The 22,442-nt window shown below is 60.2% G+C and carries 14 protein-coding genes and 2 pseudogenes; 7 read left to right on the top strand and 9 right to left on the bottom strand.

All coding sequences use genetic code 11. The annotated features are described in order from the left end of the window. Positions 1-428: 428 nt before the first annotated feature. The 3 genes from ABVK50_RS29115 to ABVK50_RS29105 all read right to left on the bottom strand — a co-directional run bounded on the left by ABVK50_RS29115 (position 429) and on the right by ABVK50_RS29105 (position 3,572). Positions 429-1,286 (bottom strand): hypothetical protein, encoded by an 858-nt coding sequence (locus ABVK50_RS29115; RefSeq protein ID WP_353646187.1) that lies wholly within the window; start codon positions 1,284-1,286, stop codon positions 429-431. Further along, positions 1,276-2,775 carry a trypsin-like peptidase domain-containing protein gene (locus ABVK50_RS29110; protein ID WP_353646186.1) on the bottom strand — a complete coding sequence of 500 codons (1,500 nt, stop codon included), beginning with the start codon at positions 2,773-2,775 and terminating at the stop codon, positions 1,276-1,278. Before ABVK50_RS29110 ends, ABVK50_RS29115 begins: the two co-directional genes overlap by 11 nt. A 116-nt stretch (positions 2,776-2,891) precedes the next feature. After that, the gene (locus tag ABVK50_RS29105; protein ID WP_353646185.1) at positions 2,892-3,572 is read right to left on the bottom strand and encodes a hypothetical protein; all 681 of its coding nucleotides are present in this window, start codon (positions 3,570-3,572) and stop codon (positions 2,892-2,894) included. A gap of 275 nt (positions 3,573-3,847) precedes the next feature. Between ABVK50_RS29105 and ABVK50_RS29100 the strand changes: the two are divergent. Next, positions 3,848-4,640: pseudogene (locus ABVK50_RS29100) on the top strand (IS1380 family transposase); the annotation flags it as partial. A 169-nt stretch (positions 4,641-4,809) separates the two neighbouring features. On the opposite strand, the gene ABVK50_RS29095 reads toward ABVK50_RS29100, so the two are convergent. Next, positions 4,810-6,114 (bottom strand): patatin-like phospholipase family protein, encoded by a 1,305-nt coding sequence (locus tag ABVK50_RS29095; protein WP_353646184.1) that lies wholly within the window; start codon positions 6,112-6,114, stop codon positions 4,810-4,812. A gap of 57 nt (positions 6,115-6,171) precedes the next feature. Here ABVK50_RS29095 and ABVK50_RS29090 point away from each other — a divergent pair, with 57 nt between their 5' ends. Further along, the gene (locus tag ABVK50_RS29090) at positions 6,172-6,774 is read left to right on the top strand and encodes a hypothetical protein (RefSeq protein ID WP_353646183.1); all 603 of its coding nucleotides are present in this window, start codon (positions 6,172-6,174) and stop codon (positions 6,772-6,774) included. Between the two features lie 16 nt (positions 6,775-6,790). On the opposite strand, the pseudogene ABVK50_RS29085 reads toward ABVK50_RS29090, so the two are convergent. Further along, positions 6,791-7,615, bottom strand: a pseudogene (locus ABVK50_RS29085) (IS5 family transposase). 1,018 nt (positions 7,616-8,633) lie between these two features. Between ABVK50_RS29085 and ABVK50_RS29080 the strand changes: the two are divergent. After that, on the top strand, positions 8,634-13,625 hold the full coding sequence (locus ABVK50_RS29080) for a TIR domain-containing protein (protein ID WP_353646182.1): 4,992 nt from the start codon (positions 8,634-8,636) through the stop codon (positions 13,623-13,625). Then, the gene (locus tag ABVK50_RS29075) at positions 13,622-14,698 is read left to right on the top strand and encodes a DUF6531 domain-containing protein (RefSeq protein ID WP_353646181.1); all 1,077 of its coding nucleotides are present in this window, start codon (positions 13,622-13,624) and stop codon (positions 14,696-14,698) included. The genes ABVK50_RS29080 and ABVK50_RS29075 overlap by 4 nt, the downstream gene beginning before the upstream one ends. 370 nt (positions 14,699-15,068) lie before the next feature. Here the strand turns inward: ABVK50_RS29075 and ABVK50_RS29070 are convergent, their stop codons facing one another. Next, positions 15,069-15,740 (bottom strand): hypothetical protein, encoded by a 672-nt coding sequence (locus ABVK50_RS29070; protein ID WP_353646289.1) that lies wholly within the window; start codon positions 15,738-15,740, stop codon positions 15,069-15,071. A gap of 54 nt (positions 15,741-15,794) precedes the next feature. Here ABVK50_RS29070 and ABVK50_RS29065 point away from each other — a divergent pair, with 54 nt between their 5' ends. Then, complete coding sequence (locus ABVK50_RS29065) at positions 15,795-16,511, top strand: hypothetical protein (protein ID WP_353646288.1); 717 nt, start codon at positions 15,795-15,797, stop codon at positions 16,509-16,511. A gap of 174 nt (positions 16,512-16,685) precedes the next feature. On the opposite strand, the gene ABVK50_RS29060 is transcribed toward ABVK50_RS29065, so the two are convergent. The 3 genes from ABVK50_RS29060 to ABVK50_RS29050 form a co-directional block, all read right to left on the bottom strand. After that, the gene (locus ABVK50_RS29060; protein ID WP_353646287.1) at positions 16,686-17,114 is read right to left on the bottom strand and encodes a hypothetical protein; all 429 of its coding nucleotides are present in this window, start codon (positions 17,112-17,114) and stop codon (positions 16,686-16,688) included. Positions 17,115-18,034: 920 nt separating this feature from the next. After that, complete coding sequence (locus tag ABVK50_RS29055; RefSeq protein WP_353646286.1) at positions 18,035-20,395, bottom strand: relaxase/mobilization nuclease domain-containing protein; 2,361 nt, start codon at positions 20,393-20,395, stop codon at positions 18,035-18,037. Beyond that, complete coding sequence (locus tag ABVK50_RS29050) at positions 20,392-20,772, bottom strand: hypothetical protein (protein WP_353646285.1); 381 nt, start codon at positions 20,770-20,772, stop codon at positions 20,392-20,394. Before ABVK50_RS29050 ends, ABVK50_RS29055 begins: the two co-directional genes overlap by 4 nt. A 434-nt stretch (positions 20,773-21,206) precedes the next feature. On the opposite strand from ABVK50_RS29050, the gene ABVK50_RS29045 reads away from it, so the two are divergent. Both ABVK50_RS29045 and ABVK50_RS29040 read left to right on the top strand, forming a co-directional pair. Next, positions 21,207-21,893, top strand: a complete 687-nt coding sequence (locus ABVK50_RS29045; RefSeq protein WP_353646284.1) for a ParA family protein — start codon at positions 21,207-21,209, stop codon at positions 21,891-21,893. 4 nt (positions 21,894-21,897) lie between these two features. After that, entirely contained in the window at positions 21,898-22,221 is a 324-nt protein-coding gene (locus tag ABVK50_RS29040) for a hypothetical protein (RefSeq protein WP_353646283.1), read from the top strand. Positions 22,222-22,442 lie beyond the last annotated feature (221 nt).

Raw genomic sequence — 22,442 nt, 5'->3', positions numbered from 1 at the left:
TCGCAGGATCACATAAGTCTTTCGTTTGAGTCAACGAAAACAAAACGTGGACAGGCAACCGGCAGAACTCCGCCCTCTCTGCAAGAGATTCTGTTATACTTTCCGGCAAGGGGCCTTATTCGCAGCGTCGCGATGAAAGAAATGCTCCATTTCGGGCTTGTCGCCAATGTGATAACGCGCTCGATGGACGTACGAAGATCGACAAAAGCAATTGTCCGAACTGTCCGCTGAGCATGACGTTTGAAGGGCGACCACTCGTTGATCGATTTTCCGATCGATCCTGGCCGCTTCCCCAAAGGGTCGATCTCTAACGCGGGTCCGGTCGCCTGGACAGCGCACAGAAGCGGAAATTGGCTGACGGTCCAATTCGGCCCCAAAGCAGACGCTGGAGATTCGTTGCGGAAGGCGGGCAACAGTTCCAAAGGTATTCAGCGGTCCGGAAGAGCCTCCGTCAGGCAGGGCGGGATAAAGTTCGGACTATCGATCGAAAGTGGAGTTGTCGCTAGCTCCATTTTGTTGTCGCAGAGCGTGTTCATCGCATTCAGTCTATCTACGCTGACGCCCTCGTGAACGAGCGTATTCTCAAAGTTGAAGCCACGCTCGATTGAGACGTTCTCGAACACGATGCGGCCTGTGACGATTGTCTTGTCAACTGAGAGCAACCCGAACGATGAGCCCTTGAAGACTAGATCTCCCCGGATGACCACATTGTCGACGGCGAGATAGTCCGCGGAGAAGTTCTCGAACGTGAGCGACTTTAGATACAGCAAGGAGTCCCTTCCAGACCCCTCCAGGCGATGTGCCTGCCCCCGTAACAGAAGGTCGTATGGTAGGCCCCACTCGAGAAGAAGTGAGGGTCCCCAAGCCAACAATCCAAGCGGATCCACACGAGCCACTGAGAACATCGGCGGAAGGGGGCACAGGATTTTCAGCGTCACCCAGTCTTCGGCGAACTCGCGGCAATACAGATCGCGCACAACGGGGTGTATTCTAACTCCGGGGAAGGAGCGCAGACCAAAGGCGCCGTCATTCTCCCCAACGTCGATAATAAGGTCCATTTTTGGGGCATCCATAGGGATCTCGCCGATATCGGAGGTCCGAAGCTTAGTCGGAAAGCCAGCGAGGAAGCAGTTTGTCGTTAGGCGCTTCCACTCAACGACAGACATGACGGCCGCCTGGTTGTCTAGCTTCGCGCACAGCTCCTCTGTAGGCTCTGCCCCTAGCGCCGCCGCACCAAGCAGAAACGCAACGATAATGGCAAGAACAGCCGCAAGCCTAGCGCTCATCGCACGCTCCCGCACCTGTGTTGCCACCCGTATGCGTCAGAATGCCGTAGAGTCGCTCGGGATCGAGCGCCGGATCAATGCTCTGGCCAACCATGAAGAGCTGCAACTCAGTGCCGTCGGACAGATAGAACACGATGCAGGCCGTGCCCACGCGAAGCGCATCGTTCAGGGGCTTCAACACGCTTTGGTCAGTGCCACCCTCGTCTTTAGGAACAAGGTTGACTGCGCAGAGACCAAATTTAAGGTCGATGTCCGTGATCTTGCCGCGGACGCCGCTGCTGGCGAAACGGTTGCGCTTGCCGAAGGGGGTGACATCCTGGACGGTACGCGAATAGACGAAGACGTCCCCCCGGTCTCGCGCCACCTCGACCGCATCGAGATTGATCGCGTGCTGCAGTTCGAGCGAATGGAAGGTGTCGGAGGGCCAGTAGGGCTTGCCGGGCTGGCCTAGTCGGTCCTCGGTCTGACATTCGAGCCTGATCGCGGCGCGCGACAGGAGGTCGAGGAACTCGAGTTCGTCGCGCTGGATCGCTTCGAGCGTCTCTCGTTCTCCTGGCGCGGCGCTCCAAAGGCCCTCCACTGTGATCGGCGAACCAGGAAAAGCCTCTGAATTCGGGGAAATCGGGCCGTCTCCGGGGAACCAGTACCCCGGGTTGTCTTCGCTCCCGGTGTACCAGCCGACCCGCGACGCATACCCCGAAAGCAACCTGGTCCGCGAACTGAAGCGGAGCATGAAGGTGTAGCGCAGCGGCGGCGCCACGATATGCGTCTCGGTGATCTCGTTGTCTGTATTGAACAGCCGAATCACCGCGTCTTGGCCGTGGCGCCGCACCGTGCTGTCGGCGAGGAAAAGGTTGACATCCTCCTCCTCACTACTCGCGTTCAACAGTTCGGCGGCCGGCATAGCCCAGCTTAAGGATGTCCCATCGATACCGCCGTGTGAGATGCCGACCACCTTCCGTCCAAGGAGAATCGGGCCTCCGGAATCACCGGGATCGAGCCTGAGCTCCAACTGAAGCGTTTGGGCGTCGGAAGCGAAAAAGCGCGCAAAATCTGGATCGAGCTTGATGTCTTCCGGAAGCAGGTCGGCGATCTGCCGCGGCGCCAGTATTCTCACGTCGTCCTGTTCCACAGTCACCATCCGCAGGCCGAGCTTGAAGCCCATAGAGATGACCGGCTTGCCCGCCAGATCATCAATGCCGGCATTGCTGACCTCGAGCGGCATGAAGCCGAGGGCGATCACGTCGTCGGCATTCAGCACGGCAAGTAGAGCAAGGTCCGACTTCGTGTTAACGCGCGCGATAGAGGTTGTCTCGGTCTTGCCGTTCTGCGCGCTCCAGTAAATCTGCGGATAGTGCGCGACACCGTGAAGCGTCGTCGCGATGAAGAGCTCTCCGTCGACCCTAACGAAGAAGCCCGTGCTCACGATGCCGTTTCGGCAACTCGATCCAACGGACATCGCCTCGCAATCGCTCGCTTCGATGCGCACAATGCTTTGCTCGAGTATGCGCTTGATCGAATCCACGTCTAACTCGTCTTGGCCGCGCGACCCTGTCACACCGACCAGCAGGGCGAGGGCGCAAAGAGCGATCTGGAGGACGTGCCTCACTTTGCGACATCCTCGCCGCTCGTGTTGCAGAACTCCGCTTGTACCCTATCGATTGCTCGAGCAAGCTGTGCGGGATCATCGATCGCAAGCAAGAGGCGTGCAGCCAGTTTCGGCCCCCTGTCGTTTGTGGCTGCGTCGAGCTGCTGCAGCTTAGCGGGGTCGACGCGTTGTGTCTGCTCGGCAGCCGCGAGCATGTCGCAATATGGGCCACCGATATATGTTGCCTGGGGCGCGGGCCTCCGGCCCCCCTGGCCGAACGTCCTGAGCCAATTCGCTTCTTCTACGAAATCTTCGGACCCAAGAACCAGCGCCGTAGCAGCAGCACGCCCCTCAGTTGCCAGCTGGTAGGTTTTTTTGCCGATTTCGAGCTCGTTGATTCCCGATCGAGCAAGAAAGCGTTCGATCACGTCGCGCTTGGTGTCGAGGTTTGACGGGAGCCACGGTAGGGCGAGCGTGAACGAAATCACGCTGACCATCAGGGCCGCGTAGAAAGCCACCATTACGGCCGACGTGGTGCGGGTCAAACGTGCGTTCGTCGCTAACCCATCCTTGACCTGAAGAAAGAAGAGTCCCACTGCCGTAACGAGGGAAAGTAGGCCGCCCACAACGGCGCCCGCAATTGGTTCTCTCGAAAACGCAACGAAAAAACCCAGAACGACGCCATTAAGTACCATCATAGGGACTACTGAGCGATCCACAAATGATCCTCACAAGCAACTGGACGGCCAATTCTCAGTAAATATCACGGTCGTGGCGATCTGACCACGATTTCCGCAGTACTCCCCACGTTATCGATTGCCCAAGGGTCGTATGGCGCCAAGCGGATCGAGTATCCGATTACCGCCCGTGGCCGTTCTACGTGAAGTTCGGCAGATGACCGCTTCGGGTCATGGCCCTTCCTGTTGCTCGAGGTCGGCTTCCGAGCCTCGATACCACGTCGGCTATGACCGCTCACGGCCATCAGCAGCTCTCGCTCTTCAACGCCCATCACGACGAGCGCTGCTTCCTGCCGATCCACATCTATGACGCCGCGACCGGACGTCCGGTCGCCGTGATCCTGCGTCCTGGCAAGACCCCGACGGGCAAGGAGATCCTGCGGGCATCTGCGCCGGCTTGTCCGGCGCATCCGCGCCCGCTGGCCGGCCACCCGCATCCTGGTCCGCGGCGACGGCCACTATGGCCGGGCGCAGGTCATGGCCTGGCGCGAGAACAATGCGCTCGACTACCTCTTCGGATTGCCCGGCAACAAGGTTCTCCAGCGTCTCGTTGATGAAGCCGCCGACGATATCCGCACCCGCCGCGCGCTCGAGCAGAAGCCGGTGCTGCGCGGTTATGCCGAGAGCCGATACAAGGCGAAATCCTGGAAGACGCAACGTCGCGTCTGCGCCCGCATCGAGGCAACCACCCGCGGCCTCGACATCCGCTTCGTCGTCACCAATTTCGACAAAGGCTCCGCCGCGCATGTCTACGACGTGATCTACTGCGCCCGTGGCCAGGCCGAAAACCTGATCAAGATGCACAAGAGCCAGCTTGCCTCCGACCGCACCAGCTGCCGCTCACCGATTGCCAACCAGGTGCGCCTCGTCCTGCTCATGCTCACCCTGCGCGAGGCGGTGCCCAAAACCGATCATCTCAGCAACGCCGAGTTCGCCACGCTGCGGCTCAGGCTCCTCAAGCTCGGCGCCCGCGTCATCGAAACCGTCTCGCGCATCCGCCTGGCCTTCGCCGCCGCCTGTCCCGAGGCCAGCTGCAGCCCGCAGCACCATGAGCGCCGGGGCATCAAGGCCCCGCCCAAACCCAGACCCTCCAGCGCGTTCCAAAGTCCAGTCCCAGCTGCGGTGAAAAAGACGCCTCATACATGCATGATCGAACGCTCAGCGGCGCTCGAACCACAAGGCTCATGAATAGGACGGGTTAGCTGCATCGGACATCGAATTTTGGCGAGAAATGAACGTCATCAACCATCCTGTTAGCGGCCTTCGTGCCGATCAGGTTGAGGTCGTGGCGGCTCTCGGCGCGGCTCATATCCCGCAATTGTTCGGCGCGCAAAGCGAGTTCGCCTAGTCCGAGCTCGCGTAGTGCACCCTCCTCGAGCAGTGCGTTGTAGCGCAGATACGTTAGTGCCGGTTGGTCGCCCAACAAATCATCGCCCAGGCTTCCTACTTCGCTGTCTATTGCTGTCGCGGTCGGGCTGGCGGCGAGGTACTGCAAGAGAAGCTGGTTGAGCCAGGTAGCATCGTCCATCAACATGCTAGGTACACTTGAAGCCCAGTTCCACAATCGCGCGTTCATAACCCGGTCAAAGCTGGACGCCTCGTTCCAATAACCGGTTCCAACAGAAACAAGGAGCAGCTTGCCTTCGCCCGTGGGCCAGCGGAAAGGGAAGCCCTTCAGCGTGGCGATGAGAAAGAGGAGCAGCGCGGGGTTGTTGTGCAGGCTCACGCCACCATCGACGAACGCGCCACGGACGCCACCGCCGATATTAAGCTTCTCGGGATCAAAATAGGTTGGCGCGGCCGTGCTCGCACGTACGGCCCGGCGCAGTAGGATTGGACGGTTTTTCTCGTAGTAACGCCCCTCCGGATGATTCAGCAACGGCCAGGTGCTGTTGGTGTCTGCGCGCTTCGTCACAATGCAAAGCCCTGTGCGGATCGAACTGTCTCCAAGGGTCCGATCCCCGAAATATTCCTTTAGCTTGCGGCGGAGCGGCTCCGCATTATACCGGCCGCGCAGCAGACCAAGGCGTGGCAACCCGAGGCTATCCTGCCGGTCATTGAACACCTCTCCCCCGAAATCGAGGTAAATCGCCTCGACCTCGTGGGCACTCATGCCGGTGGCAAGTGCAGCGGCAATGATCGCACCAGTGCTGGTCCCTCCGATCAAGTCGAAGTAGTCTGCCAACACCAAATCCCGCCGACCATGTGATTTTCGCAGGATGTCTTCGATGCGCTTAAGGTAGCCCAGGGTCAACGCGCCCCTAATGCCGCCGCCGTCAAGCGCGAGAATGCGTTTTGGACCAGCGGATTGTAATCGTTGCAAAAGGTTCAGGAGGAACTCCTTGCTAGTTCGAATAACTAAATGCTTTTGAAAAGTATAGGAATGCAAGGCAGATATGCCACCCGCCTTCGGTAAAATCAAGATCCACCCATATTTGATCTCGAACTCTCGACTGAAGGGGGTTGATGCAAGGGCTTCGAAGTCTCTGCCCAGACAGATCAATTTACTCCAGGCCGATACGTCGATAGTTTGTCAATCAGTTGAACCGGGCCTGGTATCATGAGCGTCGCCAGCAAAGCGACCGACAGCGTAATTGCTTTCGCAGGGAGACGCACAGACGTTGCAGACTCTCTTGTGGTGCGTTTTCCATTCGAAAGCGTTCCGACCGTACAACAAGCACTGACCGCCTTGTTATCTCGGGAGCGCCCAATTGCTGTTGTAGCGTCAGGCGCCTGCGGCAGCGACTTGACTATGCTTCAGGCGGCTGATGCCTTGGAGATCAGAACACGCATCGTTCTGCCCTTTGCGCCGGAACACTTCCGCAGAACGTCGGTCATCGACAGACCACACCCCGAGTTCTGGGGTAGTTTATTCGACGGTCTAGTAGCTACTGCTCAGTCGCGCGGAGATCTCGTAATTCTCAATGCTTCTGACGACGACACGACCGCATACGCGGCAACGAACCGTGCGATCATCGCCGAAGCAACTACGTTGGCTGAGGGAGAAATTCCGCGGCGACGACTCGCCGTGATCGCTTGGGATGGTGCCGTTCGTGGGCCGACCGACGCAACGCGCGAGTTCGCCGATCTTGCGGTTCAATCGGGATTTTGCGTGCAAAGTATTTCGACTCTCGGGCCAGCCGACTCGGGCTCAGGCCACTAAGAATCCGTTTTGAAAATCAGGGATGGGCATTTCGTCGGATGAGGTTTCCACCCATGGCGACGAGGATCATGGCGTGAGAGACATCGATGCGCTGTTCATAATCGCGCACGAGGCGTCGCCAGCGCGTCATCCATCCGAAGGTGCGCTCGACGACCCAGCGGCGGGGCAGGACCTCGAACCCCTTCTGGTCGTCGGATCGACGGATGATCTCGACCACGAAGTCGAGATAGGCGGCTTTGTCCATGAGCTTCAGCCGGTCATAGGCGCTGTCGGCGAACAGATGTTTCACCCAGGGCTATCGCTTGCGGATGCCGTCCAGGACCGCCTGAGCCCCGGCACTGTCGGAGATGTCGACGGTGGTGAGGTTGACCATCAAGAGCCGCCCATCGGTATCGACGGCAATGTGTCGCTTGCGGCCGACAATCTTCTTGCCGGCGTCGTAACCCCTTGTTTCAGCTTGCGGCGCCTTGACCGGCTGGCTGTCCATCACGCCAGCTGTGGGACTGGCCTCGCGCCCAGCCCGCTCGCGATCCAGCATCAGCGCCACGTCGTGGATGGTTTGGAACAGAAAGCGCCGCGCCAACTCTCGGAACCAGCCGTAGACCGTCTGCCACGGCCCGCAATGGATCGGCAGCATCCGCCAACCGCAACCGGAACGGACCAGGTAGCGCACGGCATTGATCACTTCCCGGAATTCAACCTCGCGCGGACGGCCGCGACGCCCGGGCTTGGGCATTAGCGGAGCGATCTGCTCCCATTCCTCGTCCGTCAAATCGGATGGGTAGCGCTTGGTTTTCTTGGCGATCTTGGCCATTCGCCCGCGGCTCTGCTCGGTCCACATCCAGAGCTTGAATCATAAATCGCTTCACCGCAAAACCCCACCCCCTCGATTTTCCAAACGGCGTCTAAGCGGCAGTTCTTGTGCCTACCGTCCATCTGGCCGGTAGGTGAAGATCGATATGCCTGAGTGCCGGGCTTACGATTAGGGCCTGAATTGATGGGTGACTTAGGAACGGGCAAAAGCGTCCAAGTTGCCCTGCATTGGACTGCGCCGCTTACAGGAGAAGACTAATCAGGCTGCTGCTTTGGCAGCCTGCCGGAGCTGTCTACTCCTCGAGTACAGGGGCACCGCGCTGCGGCGGCGAACGGGATGTGTTTCGCCAAGAGGCCGGCAATGAAGGTGACGTCGCTGCTAATCCGTACTTCCTGCCGGCCACCAAGCCGTGGTTGCGCTTGGCCGCTGGCATGCCTTGGTGAACCGAGATCGCCTAGCGATGCATCGTGCCCTTCCCGGCTCGACGTTGGTAAACTCGCCGCCGAAGTCAAGTCCTTCGGCTTTGGCAAGGCGGGCGATGGCTTAGCGCCGGGCGTCGGTGCTATCAACCCCGTCCGGTGAAGTGGCTGCCGCCCACATAGTCTGCTCGATAACCGGCATGATGTTTGTTAAGTGCTCGTGCCGGGCGCCCTGCTGGATGCTGAAGTCCGGGGAGCCCACGCAAAGGTCCGTCGGGTTGCCGGCTGCCAAATAGCTCTCATTGGGACGGTCAGGGACCGCGAGAGGTTCTGCCTTCCGAGCCGTCATCGCCGTCGTTTTCGTGCATGTTTTGCAGCGTAAGCGTCCGGCCTGAGGCGTCTTCCGGCGCTGCGACGATCACACGAATTGTGTCCATTTGCTGGATAGTGGACACTTGTGATGTTGATGAGAGAGAGAGAGCTCCACTGGTTCGGATATTATCAGACAGGCGGGGGCCGCGAGCGGTCATCGACAACGACGTTTTACGGAGGTGATCCTCCCCCGTTGCGGGCCATAACCGTTACGATTACTGTGACGGCTGAAGGCGACGTAGGAACGTGTGGGCTTGGCGCGGATCTTCCTCAGTCATTCGAGTGCTGACAATTTCGCAGCGGCAGCGCTTCGCGACTTTCTCGTCGCCGAAGGCTGGGACGATTTATTTCTTGATCTCGACCCCCAGCGCGGCATCGTTGCCGGCGAGCGCTGGGAGCGTGCGCTTAACCAAGCCGCCAGTCGCTGCGAGGCGGTGCTGTTCCTAGTTTCAAGCGCTTGGCTCGGATCGCGCTGGTGCCTGAAAGAGTTCAATCTAGCGCTCCGGCTGAACAAGCGTATGGTCGGCGTGCTTATCGAGGATATCCCGATTGCCGACCTGCCGCCCGACCTGACGGCGAACTGGCAAGTGGTACGGCTAGCCGGCGGCGCGGATCATATGATGTTTCGCTCCATACTGCCGGACGGCCGCGAGGAACACGTTACCTTTTCGAAGGCCGGCCTATCCTCACTGAGGGTTGGGCTGACTAAGGCCGGCCTCGACGCTCGCTTTTTCCCCTGGCCGCCCGACAGCGATAGCAATCGGCCGCCTTGGCGCGGCATGAAGCCGCTGGAGGCGGAGGACGCCGGTATCTTCTTTGGCCGCGAGGCACCTGTCATCGAGGCTCTCGACCGCCTGCGCGGCCTTGCCGACGAAGCCTCGCCACGCTTGCTCGCGATCCTCGGCGCGTCAGGAGCGGGTAAGTCGTCCTTCCTGCGTGCCGGCCTCCTGCCGAGGATGGCCCGCGATGACCGCAATTTCTTGCCGCTGCCGGTGCTGCGACCGGAGCGCGCCGCGATCACTGGCGAAAGCGGTCTGCTCGCGTCTATCGAAAGCGCCTTCCGCCTGGCCGGACTGAAACTGAGCCGTGCGAGGGCAAAGGCGGCGACAGTCGGCCACCCGGGAACGTTCGCGGCGCTGCTTGCCGAACTTGCCGAGGCATTGCGCGTTCCGAAGCTTGACGGGGGGCTGCAGCCGGCGGCCCCGGCGATAGTGATTGCCATCGACCAAGGCGAGGAGCTCTTCCTCGCCGATGGGCGCGCCGAAGCCGATGCGCTCCTCGTGCTGCTGGCTTCTGTCATCACGCTGCCGACGCCGCGCGTGATACTCCTCGTGACCATCCGCTCCGATTCCTACGAGCAACTGCAAACTGCCACCGCTCTGGAGGGTCTGCGCCAGACGACGATGTCGCTGCCTCCGATGCCGCAAGGAGCCTATCAGACGGTAATTGAGGGGCCTGTGGCGAGGCTGAAGGACACTAAGCGAGCGCTGAAGATCGAGCCGGCATTGACGGCCGCGCTGCTTGCCGACATCGAGGCGGGCGGCGGCAAGGACGCACTGCCGCTGCTTGCCTTCACGCTGGAGAGGCTCTATCTGGAACATGGTGGCGACGGCGACCTTAGGCTCGTCGATTACCGCGACATCGGCGGCATTCGTGGCTCCATCGAGGCCGCGGTGGAGCGGGCGCTCAAGGCCTCGGACGCCGATCAGGCCGTGCCGCGGGACCGCGCTGCCAAACTTGCGCTGCTCCGGCGCGCGCTCATCCCATGGCTTGCCGGCATCGACCCCGATACGGGGGCGCCGCGTCGGCGAGTGGCCCGGTTGTCAGAGATTCCGGAGGACGCGCGGTCACTTGTCGGCCATCTGGTGGCGGAGCGGTTGCTGTCGACGGAGCAGGACTTTGCACCTTCCGCCGATGGCGACGGAGTCTCGACGCTGGTCCGGCAGGGCGACACGACGATCGAGCCGGTGCATGAGGCGCTGCTACGGCAATGGGCATTGCTGCAAAGTTGGCTAGATGAGGATTTCGCCGCGCTCGTCGCTCTCGAAGGCGTCGCGCGCGCCGCACGCGATTGGGATGCCAATGGACGCAAAGAGGAGTGGCTGGCTCATCAAGCCGGGCGGCTAGAGGATGCCGACCGCTTCGCGCGCGAGGAGCGGTTCGCCGGATTCTCCGGCGCGTTGGTCGAGGACTATCTCGCTGCGGCGCGCGCTGCGGACAATGCCCGGCGCGATCGTGAACTGGAAGAGGCGCTGCAGCTCGCGCAGGCGCAGCGGCTCGCGGCCGAACGCCAGAAACAGGTGGCCCGCAGAACGCTGATCGGCGCCATAGCCGCCAGCCTGCTCGCTGTCGTTGCGATCGGCGCTTTAGTCTACGCACTTGGCCAGGCCCAGGAAGCGACCCGGCAAGCGCAGATCGCGACGCACGAGCGCGACAGGGCTGTGGCTGAGCGCGACCGCGCCGAGCTCGCCGAGCGACAAGCAGGCGATCGTAACTTGGAACGGAGCATTGGTATCTCCGGCGCGGCAACCGAGAAGGCGGTGAAACTCGCCGCGCAAGGACTCCTCGAGGACTCGGAACTGAGCCAGGCGCTGGCCGCAGTAATTCTCAGCGCTGCCGGCGCGATCGAAGCCAGCGGCGAGATCAATGGCCAGATCAGGTCACAGCTCGCGGCGATGGCAGACGTCAACTCCGCCTCATCTGAAACGTCGACCGGACGCACTCGGCTGGCCGCTGGAGATGTGGAATTCATCGCGTCTCTCCACGTCCGCGAGACGGGGACCGTCTTAGTCATTTCGAACCCATTGACCGAAAGCACAGCTTCGGCACAGCTCCCTGGGGAGCCGGTCTCGCTTGGCATCGATCGGATGAACAAGACAGCCCTGCTAATCCGGTCCAACCGCTTGGAACGGTGGACAGTGGCGGACGGTCAACTTGCTATGATCGGAGCAATCGACATTGCCAGTGCCCCCTTTTTGACGAGCAAGGATCTCACGGTGCTCGGGTCATCCGGCCGCGTCTTCGTGCTATCGGCTGGACAGGTATGGCGCATCGGCAAGGAACTGCCCGAGAAAGTGGCGACCGGCGCCGGAATCACAGTGGCCGACATCGCCGCTGACGACCAGGGTGGCATCGTCGCCACAACGGAGGACGGCCGGATCCTTCGTGGCAGTGAAAGGCTGGAGCTCGTTTCGGATCAGTCGGGCATCGCCCGCCAGATCGGCGAACGGCCGCGCATCCGCTACAATCCACATCTAGATGTCGCGTCCCTTTCGACCGATGAGGAGTGGCGGGACGTATGGCTGACCTTCAATGTATCGTATCCACCTGTCGATCGTGACGCATGCGAGGATCGACTCTCGAACTCGCGCGGCCGGTATTGTGTTGATATGGACGAGTGGCTGCCAGCACCTTCGGCATATGCCCCGTGGATCGGCGTCGTCGCCAAGGGCTCCACGACGCCGGTGTTCCGCGGTGCCGGGTGGCCTGTCGAGCTCCTTACCGCGTGCCATCGCCTTCGGCGGCTGAATGACGGCACGATCTTCGAGGCAGGCGACGCTTTGAAGCGCTGCGACATCCTCGAACCGGCTATCGAAAAGAGCATGTCGGCCCGCCCATCGAGCGAGGGAGCAAAGGCAATCGTCGCCGACCTGCTTGCTAGCGCAGGTGCCAGCAAGAGCATCGATGCCGCGCCCGCCTTCTCTCCGTTCATATCGAAACTGCCCGATGGCACGATCCCCGAGGCGCGCCTCGGCCACGAACGCGAATTTGGCCTCGACGGAAGGCCGGCAAGCGACACCGAAGCGCGCGAAGCCTATGAGGCCGCCGTGGCCAAAGGCGACACATTCGCGATGTACCGGTTGGCGGTGGCAATCGAGGATACCGATCCCGAGCGCGCGGTTTCCCTATACCGACGCGCGACCGAGTTTGGGTCGGGATACGCTCTCAATGCCTATGCAGGCTTCCTCCAAGAGAAGTCGCTGGCGACTCCGCAGGAGATCGCCGACCACTACCGGAAGGCAATGACGCTGGGTGACAATCTGCGCGCGCCGCGCAACCTTGCTCTGTGGCTCGCGAGGCATCCCGAATTGCAACGCGGTGGAGAGGAGACGGAGGAAAGCCTTTATCGCCTCGCTGCGACAAGCGGCAATCCGTACGCAGCAGTCAGCCTCGCCGGTCTTCTCGATACGAATCAGGCAAAGCCCGCCTCCACGGGAGAAGCGAATGCGCTATGGGACTTCGCGTCGACCTACTTGGCCGAGGCCGCGATGGTCGTGGCCCAACGGCTTGAGCAGGAGCACGAGGAACTCGATGGCGACACTTCCTCCGACGGCAAGGCGAAACGCGACGAAAAGCGTCGGGTGAGCCTGCATTTGATGCGGATGGCCGCACGCGATGGATGGGCTGAGGCCTTCGACCGTCTGGCCGAGCGCGCTCTGCTGGAGGGCGGATACGTTGCCGAGGCCGATGCGGCATTCCTTTCGCTACGCGCGCAACAGCGTGGCATGCGCACCGCAGCCATACGAATAGCTCACATCCTGGAGCGTCGAGGCGCGGCGGGGGACGCTGTGCAGCGCTGGGCAGCGCTGGCCAAGCAGGCCGGCCGCCGCCCGCCCATTGGCCTCGCGCTCGCCTACGCGGGGCCGCAAGCCGACCTGCGCCGACGCCTGCTCGCAAATCAGCCCATTCCTGAGGTGCCTATCCGTCGAAGACGGGACGAGATGGGCAGGATCACGCGGGCGTTCTCGCAGGGGCGGCAGATCGAAGTCGACTATGATCACATGGGCCGGGTCGTCCGCGCCCAGTTCCGGCCAGCGGAGGGCAAATCCGTCCTTTACTCGGTCGCCCGAGACGAGCGAGAAGGCTTGGCGCGCCTCGTCGGCAACAGTGAGACGCTCGCCACGGTGACCTATGACAGGGAACGCTTTCCGACGCGGATCGCCACTGAAGCCGGTACGTTCACCTTGGAAGTGCTTCAGGAGAAACAAATTAGCAGGGACATCCTGGTCACGATCGGCGGGGACAAATTCAAGTTTGCGCTTTCCGGCGGCCCGACGAGTGTGGACCTGCGTCCCTTCGATCCCGGCAAAGACGATCGCGAAGCTCGCCGTCGCGCCGCGGAAGCCTTGAAGGCTTTGCGGAAAACGCTGGAGCCGCTGGCTTCCGAGCCGCTCTTCAAGGATATCCTGCTGCAACCTGAGGCGACGACGTTTGTTGAAGCACTTCTCAAGGCGCTGGAGACATGACGGTTGTGTTCAACGCACTTTCGTCGGTCGTGCGGGCCTTCCTAATCGCCGTGGCGCTGATCCTCTCGACGGTCCGGCTAGGGAATGCTTTGGTGGATATGCAAAACGCCAATTATACAAACACCTGGATCGACGTGACGGAAAAGCTGGGCGTCTCGGTCCTGCGCACCTATAACAGTCGTTCTCTCTTCGACGGCATGTTCGGGTTCGGCTGGTGTTCGAAGTTTGAGACCTCAATCGCTTTTAACGATCGGGACTCCTTCGAGCTGTCATTCTGCGGAGGCGGAGCGAGCCTCGAATTCGAGCCACAGCAGCGGAGCGAAGGCCCCGGCCGGGTGCTGACCGCGCAGGACGGCAGCACCCTGGAAGTTTCCGCCCAGAGATTCGTATACCGGAGTGCCGACGGCAAGGAAACGCTGCACTTTGACCGTATGGGCCATGTCTCAGGGATCGAAACGTCGGGTTTCGGTACGGTGGAAATCATACGGCGCTACGGCAGGATCATCGAAATCGTCGACTGGGAAGACCGCCGCTACCGTTTTTCGACCAACTCGGCGGGCAAGGTGCTCCGCATCCATACTCCTGACGATCTGTTGATCGAATACCGATACAATCACTATGGAGATCTTGTTGCTGTCAAAAACGCCTGGAGGAATGTGTACACATTTTTCTATGACGACGAACACAATCTCATCCGCGCGACTTGGCCCGACAAGACCTTCATTGCCATCGATTATGACAAGGAGAAGGACTGGGTCGTCGGGTTCGTCGATCGTGATCTGTGCAAGGAGGCATACAAACAAGGCTTCAGCGTGCGCGAGAATGAGGTCTATTGGGTCTATTCCACGAGACGCTGCGGGGAAGAGCTGACCGCCGAAGGCCTCTATGAGTTCATATACACGAAGGATTCATCGTCAGGGCGGGGGCGGTTGTGGAAGGTAAGGGTGAGCGCTGGTCTTTCGGGACCAAGCGGGGTAAACTTCACCGAAACAGTATACCCGGAATTCGGTCCGCCGATCGTTACGCGCGAGAAGCGAGACGGCTTGCACACACCCCTTTTGATGCCGATGTAACCGCTGCCGTCTGGCTTGCTGCGGGGTTTTTGGTATTTTTGTGGACACCAAAATGATGACACGCCGCTGAGCTGCGTGACGACCAATCCTGAAAGGTGCTCCACCGGGACAACACTACAACACTGCAGTCGATGTGAGGTCAAAGAAGAAATCCGATGTTGTGACGCGCAACCGTGGACCAAGGATCAGAAGTCGAGCACCAATCGTACCGGCTCGTCCGAGCCCGCCGCGGCAATGAACCAGGACATCGCGTCCGCGGCGCAGCAGCGTGCGAAGCTCATTACCAGCAACTTCCCGTTGCTGCTCGAAGCCTTCGTCCGGCGGCAAGTGTGTGGACAAGCGCCAAACATTGACCCCAGCTCGGCGAACTCTAAACGGTTTCAAATTCATTCGAAATGAAACGTGCCTGGATGCCGATTCCGGCCTTCAAGGCGGCGGCCGCCAAGGTGAACAAGGAACCGGAGTTGGGCAGGAAAGCAGTACCAAAACGGAGGTGCTGGTTTTGGCGACATGTTGGTTCGGCCGCGGTTTGCGCGCGCGAATGAAGCGATGCCGGCATTAACGCGGCCGCGCGGCGCAGTTTTCGCGGCCAAGGCTGGCAAGCGCCTCCACCGCCGACCCGCCCGGTCACCGTGACGACCGACATTGCAGCTAACCCTAAACCATCAACCAGTCGGCCACACCTGCCCCGGAACAAGCCAAACTGGCCGCAATTACACGCGCCGCTGGACGCAACGATGCCGTATCGACAGAAGCCCAAGCAAGGACTGCGGACGCAATCCGCCGGGTCGCGAAGGTCGCCGCGAACGCGGCCAATAAATCGGAAGCAGACGCCGGCTTGCGCGATCTCGTTACGGCCTTGCAGAGCATTGATTAATCCCAAGTTAGTGCGGCGCGCCGCCTTGAAAAAAAAGATACCGATATCCTGTCGTCGTCGTGCACCTGCGGTCCGAAACTCGCTAAGCAAGGAAACCATCCAAACGATGGGGAGGCCCGCGAAAGTGTCGACCGAGGTGCATTGCAATGGCTGCAGGACCGCCATGGATTCATCGCTACACGCGTTGCTGGCCCGGCTTTTTTCAATGGATCATCTTTGATGCGCGCGTTTACAGACATGTTCGCTAACCACGTGGTCGCTGCCTGCGAGGCAATTGTGCAGCCTTCCCTCGTCGCCTTCTACAAAGCGAACGAAAAGCAGATGCCCGAGCAGGTTGGGACAGGGTTTCTGATCGCTTGGAATGGACGCCCCGCTATCGTGACTGCAAAGCACGTGCTACGAGGCCACAAAATTGATGAAAATCACAACGACAAGTTCTTCTTCCAAAATGATCGGCTGCTCAGTCTCAATGAGGCGGAAGTGACTGATGTTTTCTACGCTCGCGAGCATGACCTCGCTGCCTTTCATGCCGACAGGATAGACATGAACCGCTGCCTCCCAGCTGATGTGTTGCATAACGGATCAGCAAAGAATTCAAAACTGCTGACGATTCATGGCTATCTCGCTCGGGATTTTAACCGGGGTGGGGGTGGACTGTTCCCAACGCCATTCGTGTACACCAACAAAGAGATCGACGGCGGAACAGACCGGCTAACAATGGACTACCCGAAGCGTAAGAATCGTAACCCGCGCTCGGGCAAGAGCGTCATGAGCCCGATACCTAGAGGTCTTTCTGGCTGCCCAATGATGGATTCCGCGGCTCTTTTCATCGGCGATGTCAAAATTCGAGGCGTGTTTACGGATAAACCCGAATTCAAGGGTATCGGATTTGGTGAGAGATCTGAGACGGTATTGGCACTGCTCAATCAAATGTAGCGTCGCACGCTCTACACGCGGCTGCTGTGCTCACCCATTCTTACCAGCTGGAGATTTTCGGGCCGGCATCATTTCCATTGACTCGGAAATCCACTGCGATCCGTGACAGCCTTCAGGCGCCTGCTGCCCGTAGGAACTTCTTCGCACGACGGGTAGATATCACTTAGCAGCTAATTATGTTGTTGGCGCCGCGTCCGCATTAGTATTCGCTCCGTTTGGATTTGTCGCACCCTCGGGAGCACTAACGCGTCTCTCTATAATTGTCTTATAAAGCTCCTTTGGCGACTTCTGCCCAAGTTCCTGAAGATCGCGATAGTTTGCAAGGAAATCAAGAATGCTCGGACGGACCGGTTTCACATCCATCCTCGTTGGGGCCTTGAGTTTTCTATCAAGATCCAACTTTGTGAGCTCAATGGCGTGCTTGCGCCACTCCACTTCCCTGTCCTGCTTGTCACGTGCTCCCAAGAACGGCGTGACGACAAACCTAGCAACTATTGCTGTAATAACGCTAGCAACTATTGCCCCTATCGCCCCGGCTAGGGCAGTGAAACCCGCCAGCGTAGATGGGGTGAGCTTATTAAGCTCCTGAAAAAAATTGTCCATCCTCAGACGTCCCCAGCAGACATTGCGCCTCCCATACTTCTGTCCGCGTCGATAATTGTAAACTTCCGATCAGAGATATCACCAGAAGAGTCCTTTGCAAGGATTCGCACTGTGGCACCTCCCGTTCCGGGGGGGACTTGGACCATCTCATGGCACGGCGGATCAGGACAATCGTCTGAGTAAAGCTGACGCCCATCCAGGTAAACTTCTATTCTTACTGCGCCGATCCCACCTACAATTGTGAATCGAAACTGCTGTCCAGCCTGTGGGAACCCTTCGCTGACGATCTCCATAGGTTTTGGCTCTCCCCCGCTCAGGACGAGTGCAGCAGATCCGTGCGCTCGCCAATGACGACTAGCAATGTTGCCAGCAGTATTTCACAAGCGCAACACTGCCGTGCAACGTAAGACCGCATGCGTGCTAACCTTGGCAGCGCTCTGGTCATTGCGGGCAGATCTCGGACGGTCATCTCGAACTGACGATCTTTCGCCCCGATGCTGATCGTTCTGGCGTTTGCTGCTGACGTTTCGGCGTCTCGCACGCCGAATCTGGCGGCTGGTTTTTTCGCCGGTTGCCGGGGCGAGCGCAGCTGGATCGCGCGCAGCTTCGATGTGCCGGCCGAGAAATCGGAGCGGGCAATGAAGGTAATAACTCAGGAACCGCGCCGAGCGGCACCTCACAAGGGAACGCTCAATTGTCGGAGAGGGAGCTACAAGGCGATTCCCCACTCTCGGTAGCATCCCCGCCCGTCATTTCGCGGATGCCGAGCGCCGACAACTTCGCCACGTTTTCAATGTCATAGCGTGTCGATGGGGTGGTTTTCACCTTTGCATCTTAGTTAAGAGCGACGCGCTGAGACTTCTCAAACTAAGTGCCACCGCCCGCATAAACTGCCGCATTTCACACTTAGGTGCCGACAGCTACTCAAGCCCCCGGTCATCGTCCATGGAGCGCTGCGTGTCGCGGTTCTGCCTCTCGACACGGTAAGCCTGCTGCTCGGCCTTCTTTCCCGCCGCGGAGCCCGGTGCGGGCTGTTTGTCGGCCTGCCGTGGATTCTGCTCGTTCGCGCGGTCCCGTGTCTTGGCCTGCTGATCTTTTTCGCGAAGAGAGCGGCCTTCGTCCCGCACCGTGTCAGCGGTCCCGGTTCCGCCAGTCGCCGCCTGCACCCGCACATCATTCAGCCGTTCGTTCAGGAGGCCGTTCATTTCCTTGCGTATGCCCGCGAGTTCCTGCTTGTCCTCCTTATTGGACAAGGAGCCGTCGACCCGGTCGAAAGCCTTGTTCACATCCACGATCTTCCGGCGCAGCTCCAGCGGCGACAATTCCATGCTCATGATCTCCTGTATGCGGTTGGTTAGGTCAATTAGAGTATCAACTGTTTCAACCGACGGCGATAGCGGTGTCCCCTCCCCGCTTGACGCCGGCGTCGCGCGAAGTTCGGACCTTTGCGCGGCCGCGACATCGGCGAGCGCAGCTGAAAACGCCGCCGCGCCGGCGTCCGCTTGCGACCCGGGCATTGCCTCGCGCGTCATCGTGGCGGTCACCTGCCAGCCACGCGAGATCCCTGCCCCATAGGCGGCGATCGTCTTTGCCTCGAAAACGGCCTGCCGCTTCGCCTCGACGCGCTGCGCGATCGTCGGCGACACGGAGTAACGTGTGTCCCGCTTCGATCGTTCGTACGCACCGGCCTGGCGCATGTTGAACGGCCGCGAAGCGGCAAAGTCCATGCGGCTGGTCGCCATCATGGCAATCCCCTCCTCGCGGACTTTTTCGGCGTAGGCCACGCGCCAGTCGAAAAGGTCCGCTTTGCTGAAATGCAGCTGCCGGCCGCTTTCCGAGCGCGCGAGGATCATCGCGTGCACATGGACGTGCCCGGTCTCCGGATGATGCGCGATCGCCCACTTGTGGTCAGGAATGTTTTCGGCAAGCACGTTCTCGGCCGCGCGCAGCAACGCACGCGCGTCAGTGCCGGCCCTGGCCGAAAAGATGACGTGATAAACGTTGCGTGGCTCCACCGTCTTGAAATCCGCTTTCCAAGACGCGTAGAGGGCTTGCGCGGTCTTGTCCGGTCGCTGGCCGGCCGGCAGCTCTTCGCCGTTGGACTTGATCACGCCGGCATTGGCGCGAATGAATTTCTGCAAAAAATATTGGCCGCCTCTTGCCGTCGAAACGGCGGCCTTGATCTCGGCCTTGCCGGCCACGCCGGCGTCGTTCAGCCGCGCGCTAATACCGGCATCCGCCCGTTGCAGGACACCTCCCCTGCCGTTTTCGTGGTCGACCTTTTGCAACGCCTTTGCCAGTGCTGCCGCTTTCATGTCGGTGTAGGCATAGACCTTTACGGTGTCGCCGGCGCGCGAATAGACGAATGGCTTGCTGCCGAACGCGGCATTCAAGGCGTCGTGCAGATCATCCCGGCCGGGATCGCCGGAGAGCTCGATGTCGACCTCAATAAAATTCGTGTTCTGGAACGGCTCGCGAAAGTCTTCCTGCCACTCCTCCAGAAGCGCGCGTCGTTGCTCGCCGGTCTCGACACTCAGCCCCGAACTCGTAAACACCGCGATATCGTGTTTCTTGCCGTCCTCGCCGGGCCTAGTGCCGAGATATTCGAGCAAGGCGCCGGCAGCTCCCTTGGTCCCGGCCGTCGAAATGACCTTGAACACCGCTGGCTGCGCGCCGGCCGCCATTCCCGCGCGCGCGGCGATCGCCTCCACATGGCTTGGCCCGCGCGTGGTCTTTGCGACAGCGGTCGGAACTGGGCGGCCGCCACCGCCACCCCCTCCCCGTCGCCGTCTTTCATCCTCGTCATTGGCGACCGCAAGTGCTGCGACTTTGGTGAAAACGGCGATCGGGTCATTTTGCCCCGTGAACGGCCGTAGCGCAGCGGTGATGGTTGCCGAGTCAGTCGGGCCGAAACTTTTTGCCGCCGCCGTGAGCGGCGCTGCAGGCGCGCTTGGCGCCGAATAAAATCCGGTCGCAGCGAATTTCACGGCCGCAGAAGCGGCCGTTTTCTTCGCCCCTGCAGCGGCTGGCCGCTGCGTGGACGAAATTTTTGCGCTCCCCTTCCCCAACCCCGCGGCACGCCCGGCCGATCGCGTCGCCGGCGCATTGTCTGTGCCCGGTTCCGCCGGCGAGCTCCAGGCCGCCACTGTGGCGGCATAGGCGCGTCGCCGGATCTCCTCTGCCTCCGACAGATCGTCCGTTATCCCTGCCTCTATGGGCGGCGCGTTGCCGCCAAGCATCGCGTCAATCTCAAGCGCCAGTTCGGAAAAATACCCGCTCATTGACCCGAGTTCCGTCGCATCCGGGCTGGCCGCGCCATTTCGGCGAGCCGCTTGTTCATCGGCTGCATCATTCCGAGAAGCGCTGCGAGGCTCTTGGCGAGCGCCGGTTCGTAGCCGACGCGGCCGGCGTTCATGGCGCGGACGGCCTGGTTGAGGTTGCCGCCGATCTTGCGCAGCTGCTCTCGAAGACCCTCGATCGCCGGTCGATCGACATCGGCCACCGGCAGAAACAACCCCGTTTCCGCGCGCAAAAGACGACGGATGACTTCGGATTCCGGCACGCCTTCGCGGGCGCTGATGGCGACGAGTGCCGCCTTTTCGTCCGCACTGACGCGGAACCTGACTACTTCTCCGTAGCTAACGCCCTGGCGTGGCACGGCCTTGTTTTTCTCCCATGTTTTCCGACCTAAGGCCGCAAAGCGAGCGCGCAAAAGGGATTTGTTCCACAAATCTCGCTATCCTGCCAAAGAAGAACTACCTTAAACATGAGGGAAAAACAAGCTAATGACATTGCCACATTCACGGCACTTCATTCGTTACCCAATGCGCTGCTGCGCCAGTGGAAATTATAATTGACGGATGCTTTAGCTCTATAGCGGTATTACTCTTTACCATCACAACGGTGTAGCGACGCGCCGTCACAATGGCACAGCGTCACGACGGCACAACGCTGCAATTAATGGGGACATAGCGCCATGACGCGATGAGCCCGAAACGCCATAAATTAAAGTATCAAATTGCTTGTAAATCGCACCGTCGCAACGTTATAAATCGGAACGCTATAGCGCTTTTCAGCGAAGGACGGAGCCTGATGATCATGACCGTTGCCGTGGCAAAAGGCGGTGTCGGAAAATCCACGCTCGTACGTGCCTTGGCCAGTGTCGCCGCGCACCAGGGCCACAGTGTTTTTGTCATTGACGCCGACGAGCGCAAGAATATTGGCCGCTGGTCCATGCTGCTCGATCGCTTCGGCAACAAGCCCCAAAATCTGGAGATCGTGGCAGTCACGTCGCCGACCGATATCCTCGCTCTGGCCCAGGAGCAGGATAAGACGGGCAAGTTGGTCATTATCGACACCGAGGGCAAGACGAATGACGAACTGACGGCTGCGCTTTTCGCCGCCGACATCGCCGTGGTGCCGCTGCATCTAGCCATGGACGACGTTACCGCCGCTCATCAGCTTGTAAACGGCCACATTCCCCTGGTCGCCGAGAACCGCGGCTTTGCCCTGCCGGTGATGTATGTTTTTACGAACAACACCGTCATCGACAAGCGGGCAAGGGCGCTGGCTGACTTGCGAGAGATCATCCAGGAAGATGGAACACGAATTGCCAACGAGGAAATGCCCTACCGCATTGCCTATAAGGACATGCAGACGGGCAACACGCTCTATTCAGGCGGCAGGATAGACCCGAAGGCCATCGCCGAGTCCGAAGCGATATTTGCCGAGATTGTCCGGTATGTGATTGAGGCCAATCGGTCGGCCGCAGCGGAGTGAGATGATGGTAGACAACGCCAAAAAGGGCGCTCTGTTAAGCGTGATGCAGCCGGCGGCGGCTGTGCTTCCGAAGCTCAATCGCCCAAAACTGGAAATGAGCGGCGCGGATATCCGCAAGGTGAAGGAAGAAGGCGAAAAACGCGATCCGGTCGCTGGAAAATCGCTTCGGGAGGACAAGAAGCAGCCGACCACCATCTATATCGCCGCCAAAGACAAGCGGCGCCTTCGCTTGCTCGCTGCTTCCGAAGGCCGGCGGGTCAACGACTACTATGTTGAGGCCGTCAACGATTTTCTCGAGAAGCACGCCGACCGCCTGCCGAAACTTTGACCGCGTTTCGCGCTTTCAAGGCAACCGCTTCGCGGCGCGCATGATCTGCGCGGCCCTGACAGAACTCAGCCACGGTCACGGGGGCTTGGGAACATCGACGGGGCATTCTGCCCGTCGATGCGGGCGGCACCTACAGCGCCATGATAACCACATGTCTCCTTGCACGACTCGCCGTTTGCAATGATTTTGATAGCTCCAGGAAATCAGCACCCACCTTGCCC

It is taken from the genome of Mesorhizobium sp. WSM2240 (assembly GCF_040438645.1).
Taxonomy (GTDB): domain Bacteria; phylum Pseudomonadota; class Alphaproteobacteria; order Rhizobiales; family Rhizobiaceae; genus Allomesorhizobium.
Note: the sequence above shows the minus strand (reverse complement) of the source record. Positions and strands in the feature narration are given on the sequence as shown.

Bases quoted from the DNA above. Each gene is read 5' to 3' on its own strand.
- ABVK50_RS29115 (WP_353646187.1), bottom strand. From the start codon at position 1,286: ATGAGCGCTAGGCTTGCGGCTGTTCTTGCCATTATCGTTGCGTTTCTG.
- ABVK50_RS29105 (WP_353646185.1), bottom strand. From the start codon at position 3,572: ATGATGGTACTTAATGGCGTCGTTCTGGGTTTTTTCGTTGCGTTTTCG.
- ABVK50_RS29090 (WP_353646183.1), top strand. From the start codon at position 6,172: ATGAGCGTCGCCAGCAAAGCGACCGACAGCGTAATTGCTTTCGCAGGG.
- ABVK50_RS29075 (WP_353646181.1), top strand. From the start codon at position 13,622: ATGACGGTTGTGTTCAACGCACTTTCGTCGGTCGTGCGGGCCTTCCTA.
- ABVK50_RS29070 (WP_353646289.1), bottom strand. From the start codon at position 15,740: ATGGCGGTCCTGCAGCCATTGCAATGCACCTCGGTCGACACTTTCGCG.
- ABVK50_RS29065 (WP_353646288.1), top strand. From the start codon at position 15,795: ATGCGCGCGTTTACAGACATGTTCGCTAACCACGTGGTCGCTGCCTGC.
- ABVK50_RS29060 (WP_353646287.1), bottom strand. From the start codon at position 17,114: ATGGACAATTTTTTTCAGGAGCTTAATAAGCTCACCCCATCTACGCTG.
- ABVK50_RS29055 (WP_353646286.1), bottom strand. From the start codon at position 20,395: ATGAGCGGGTATTTTTCCGAACTGGCGCTTGAGATTGACGCGATGCTT.
- ABVK50_RS29045 (WP_353646284.1), top strand. From the start codon at position 21,207: ATGATCATGACCGTTGCCGTGGCAAAAGGCGGTGTCGGAAAATCCACG.
- ABVK50_RS29040 (WP_353646283.1), top strand. From the start codon at position 21,898: ATGGTAGACAACGCCAAAAAGGGCGCTCTGTTAAGCGTGATGCAGCCG.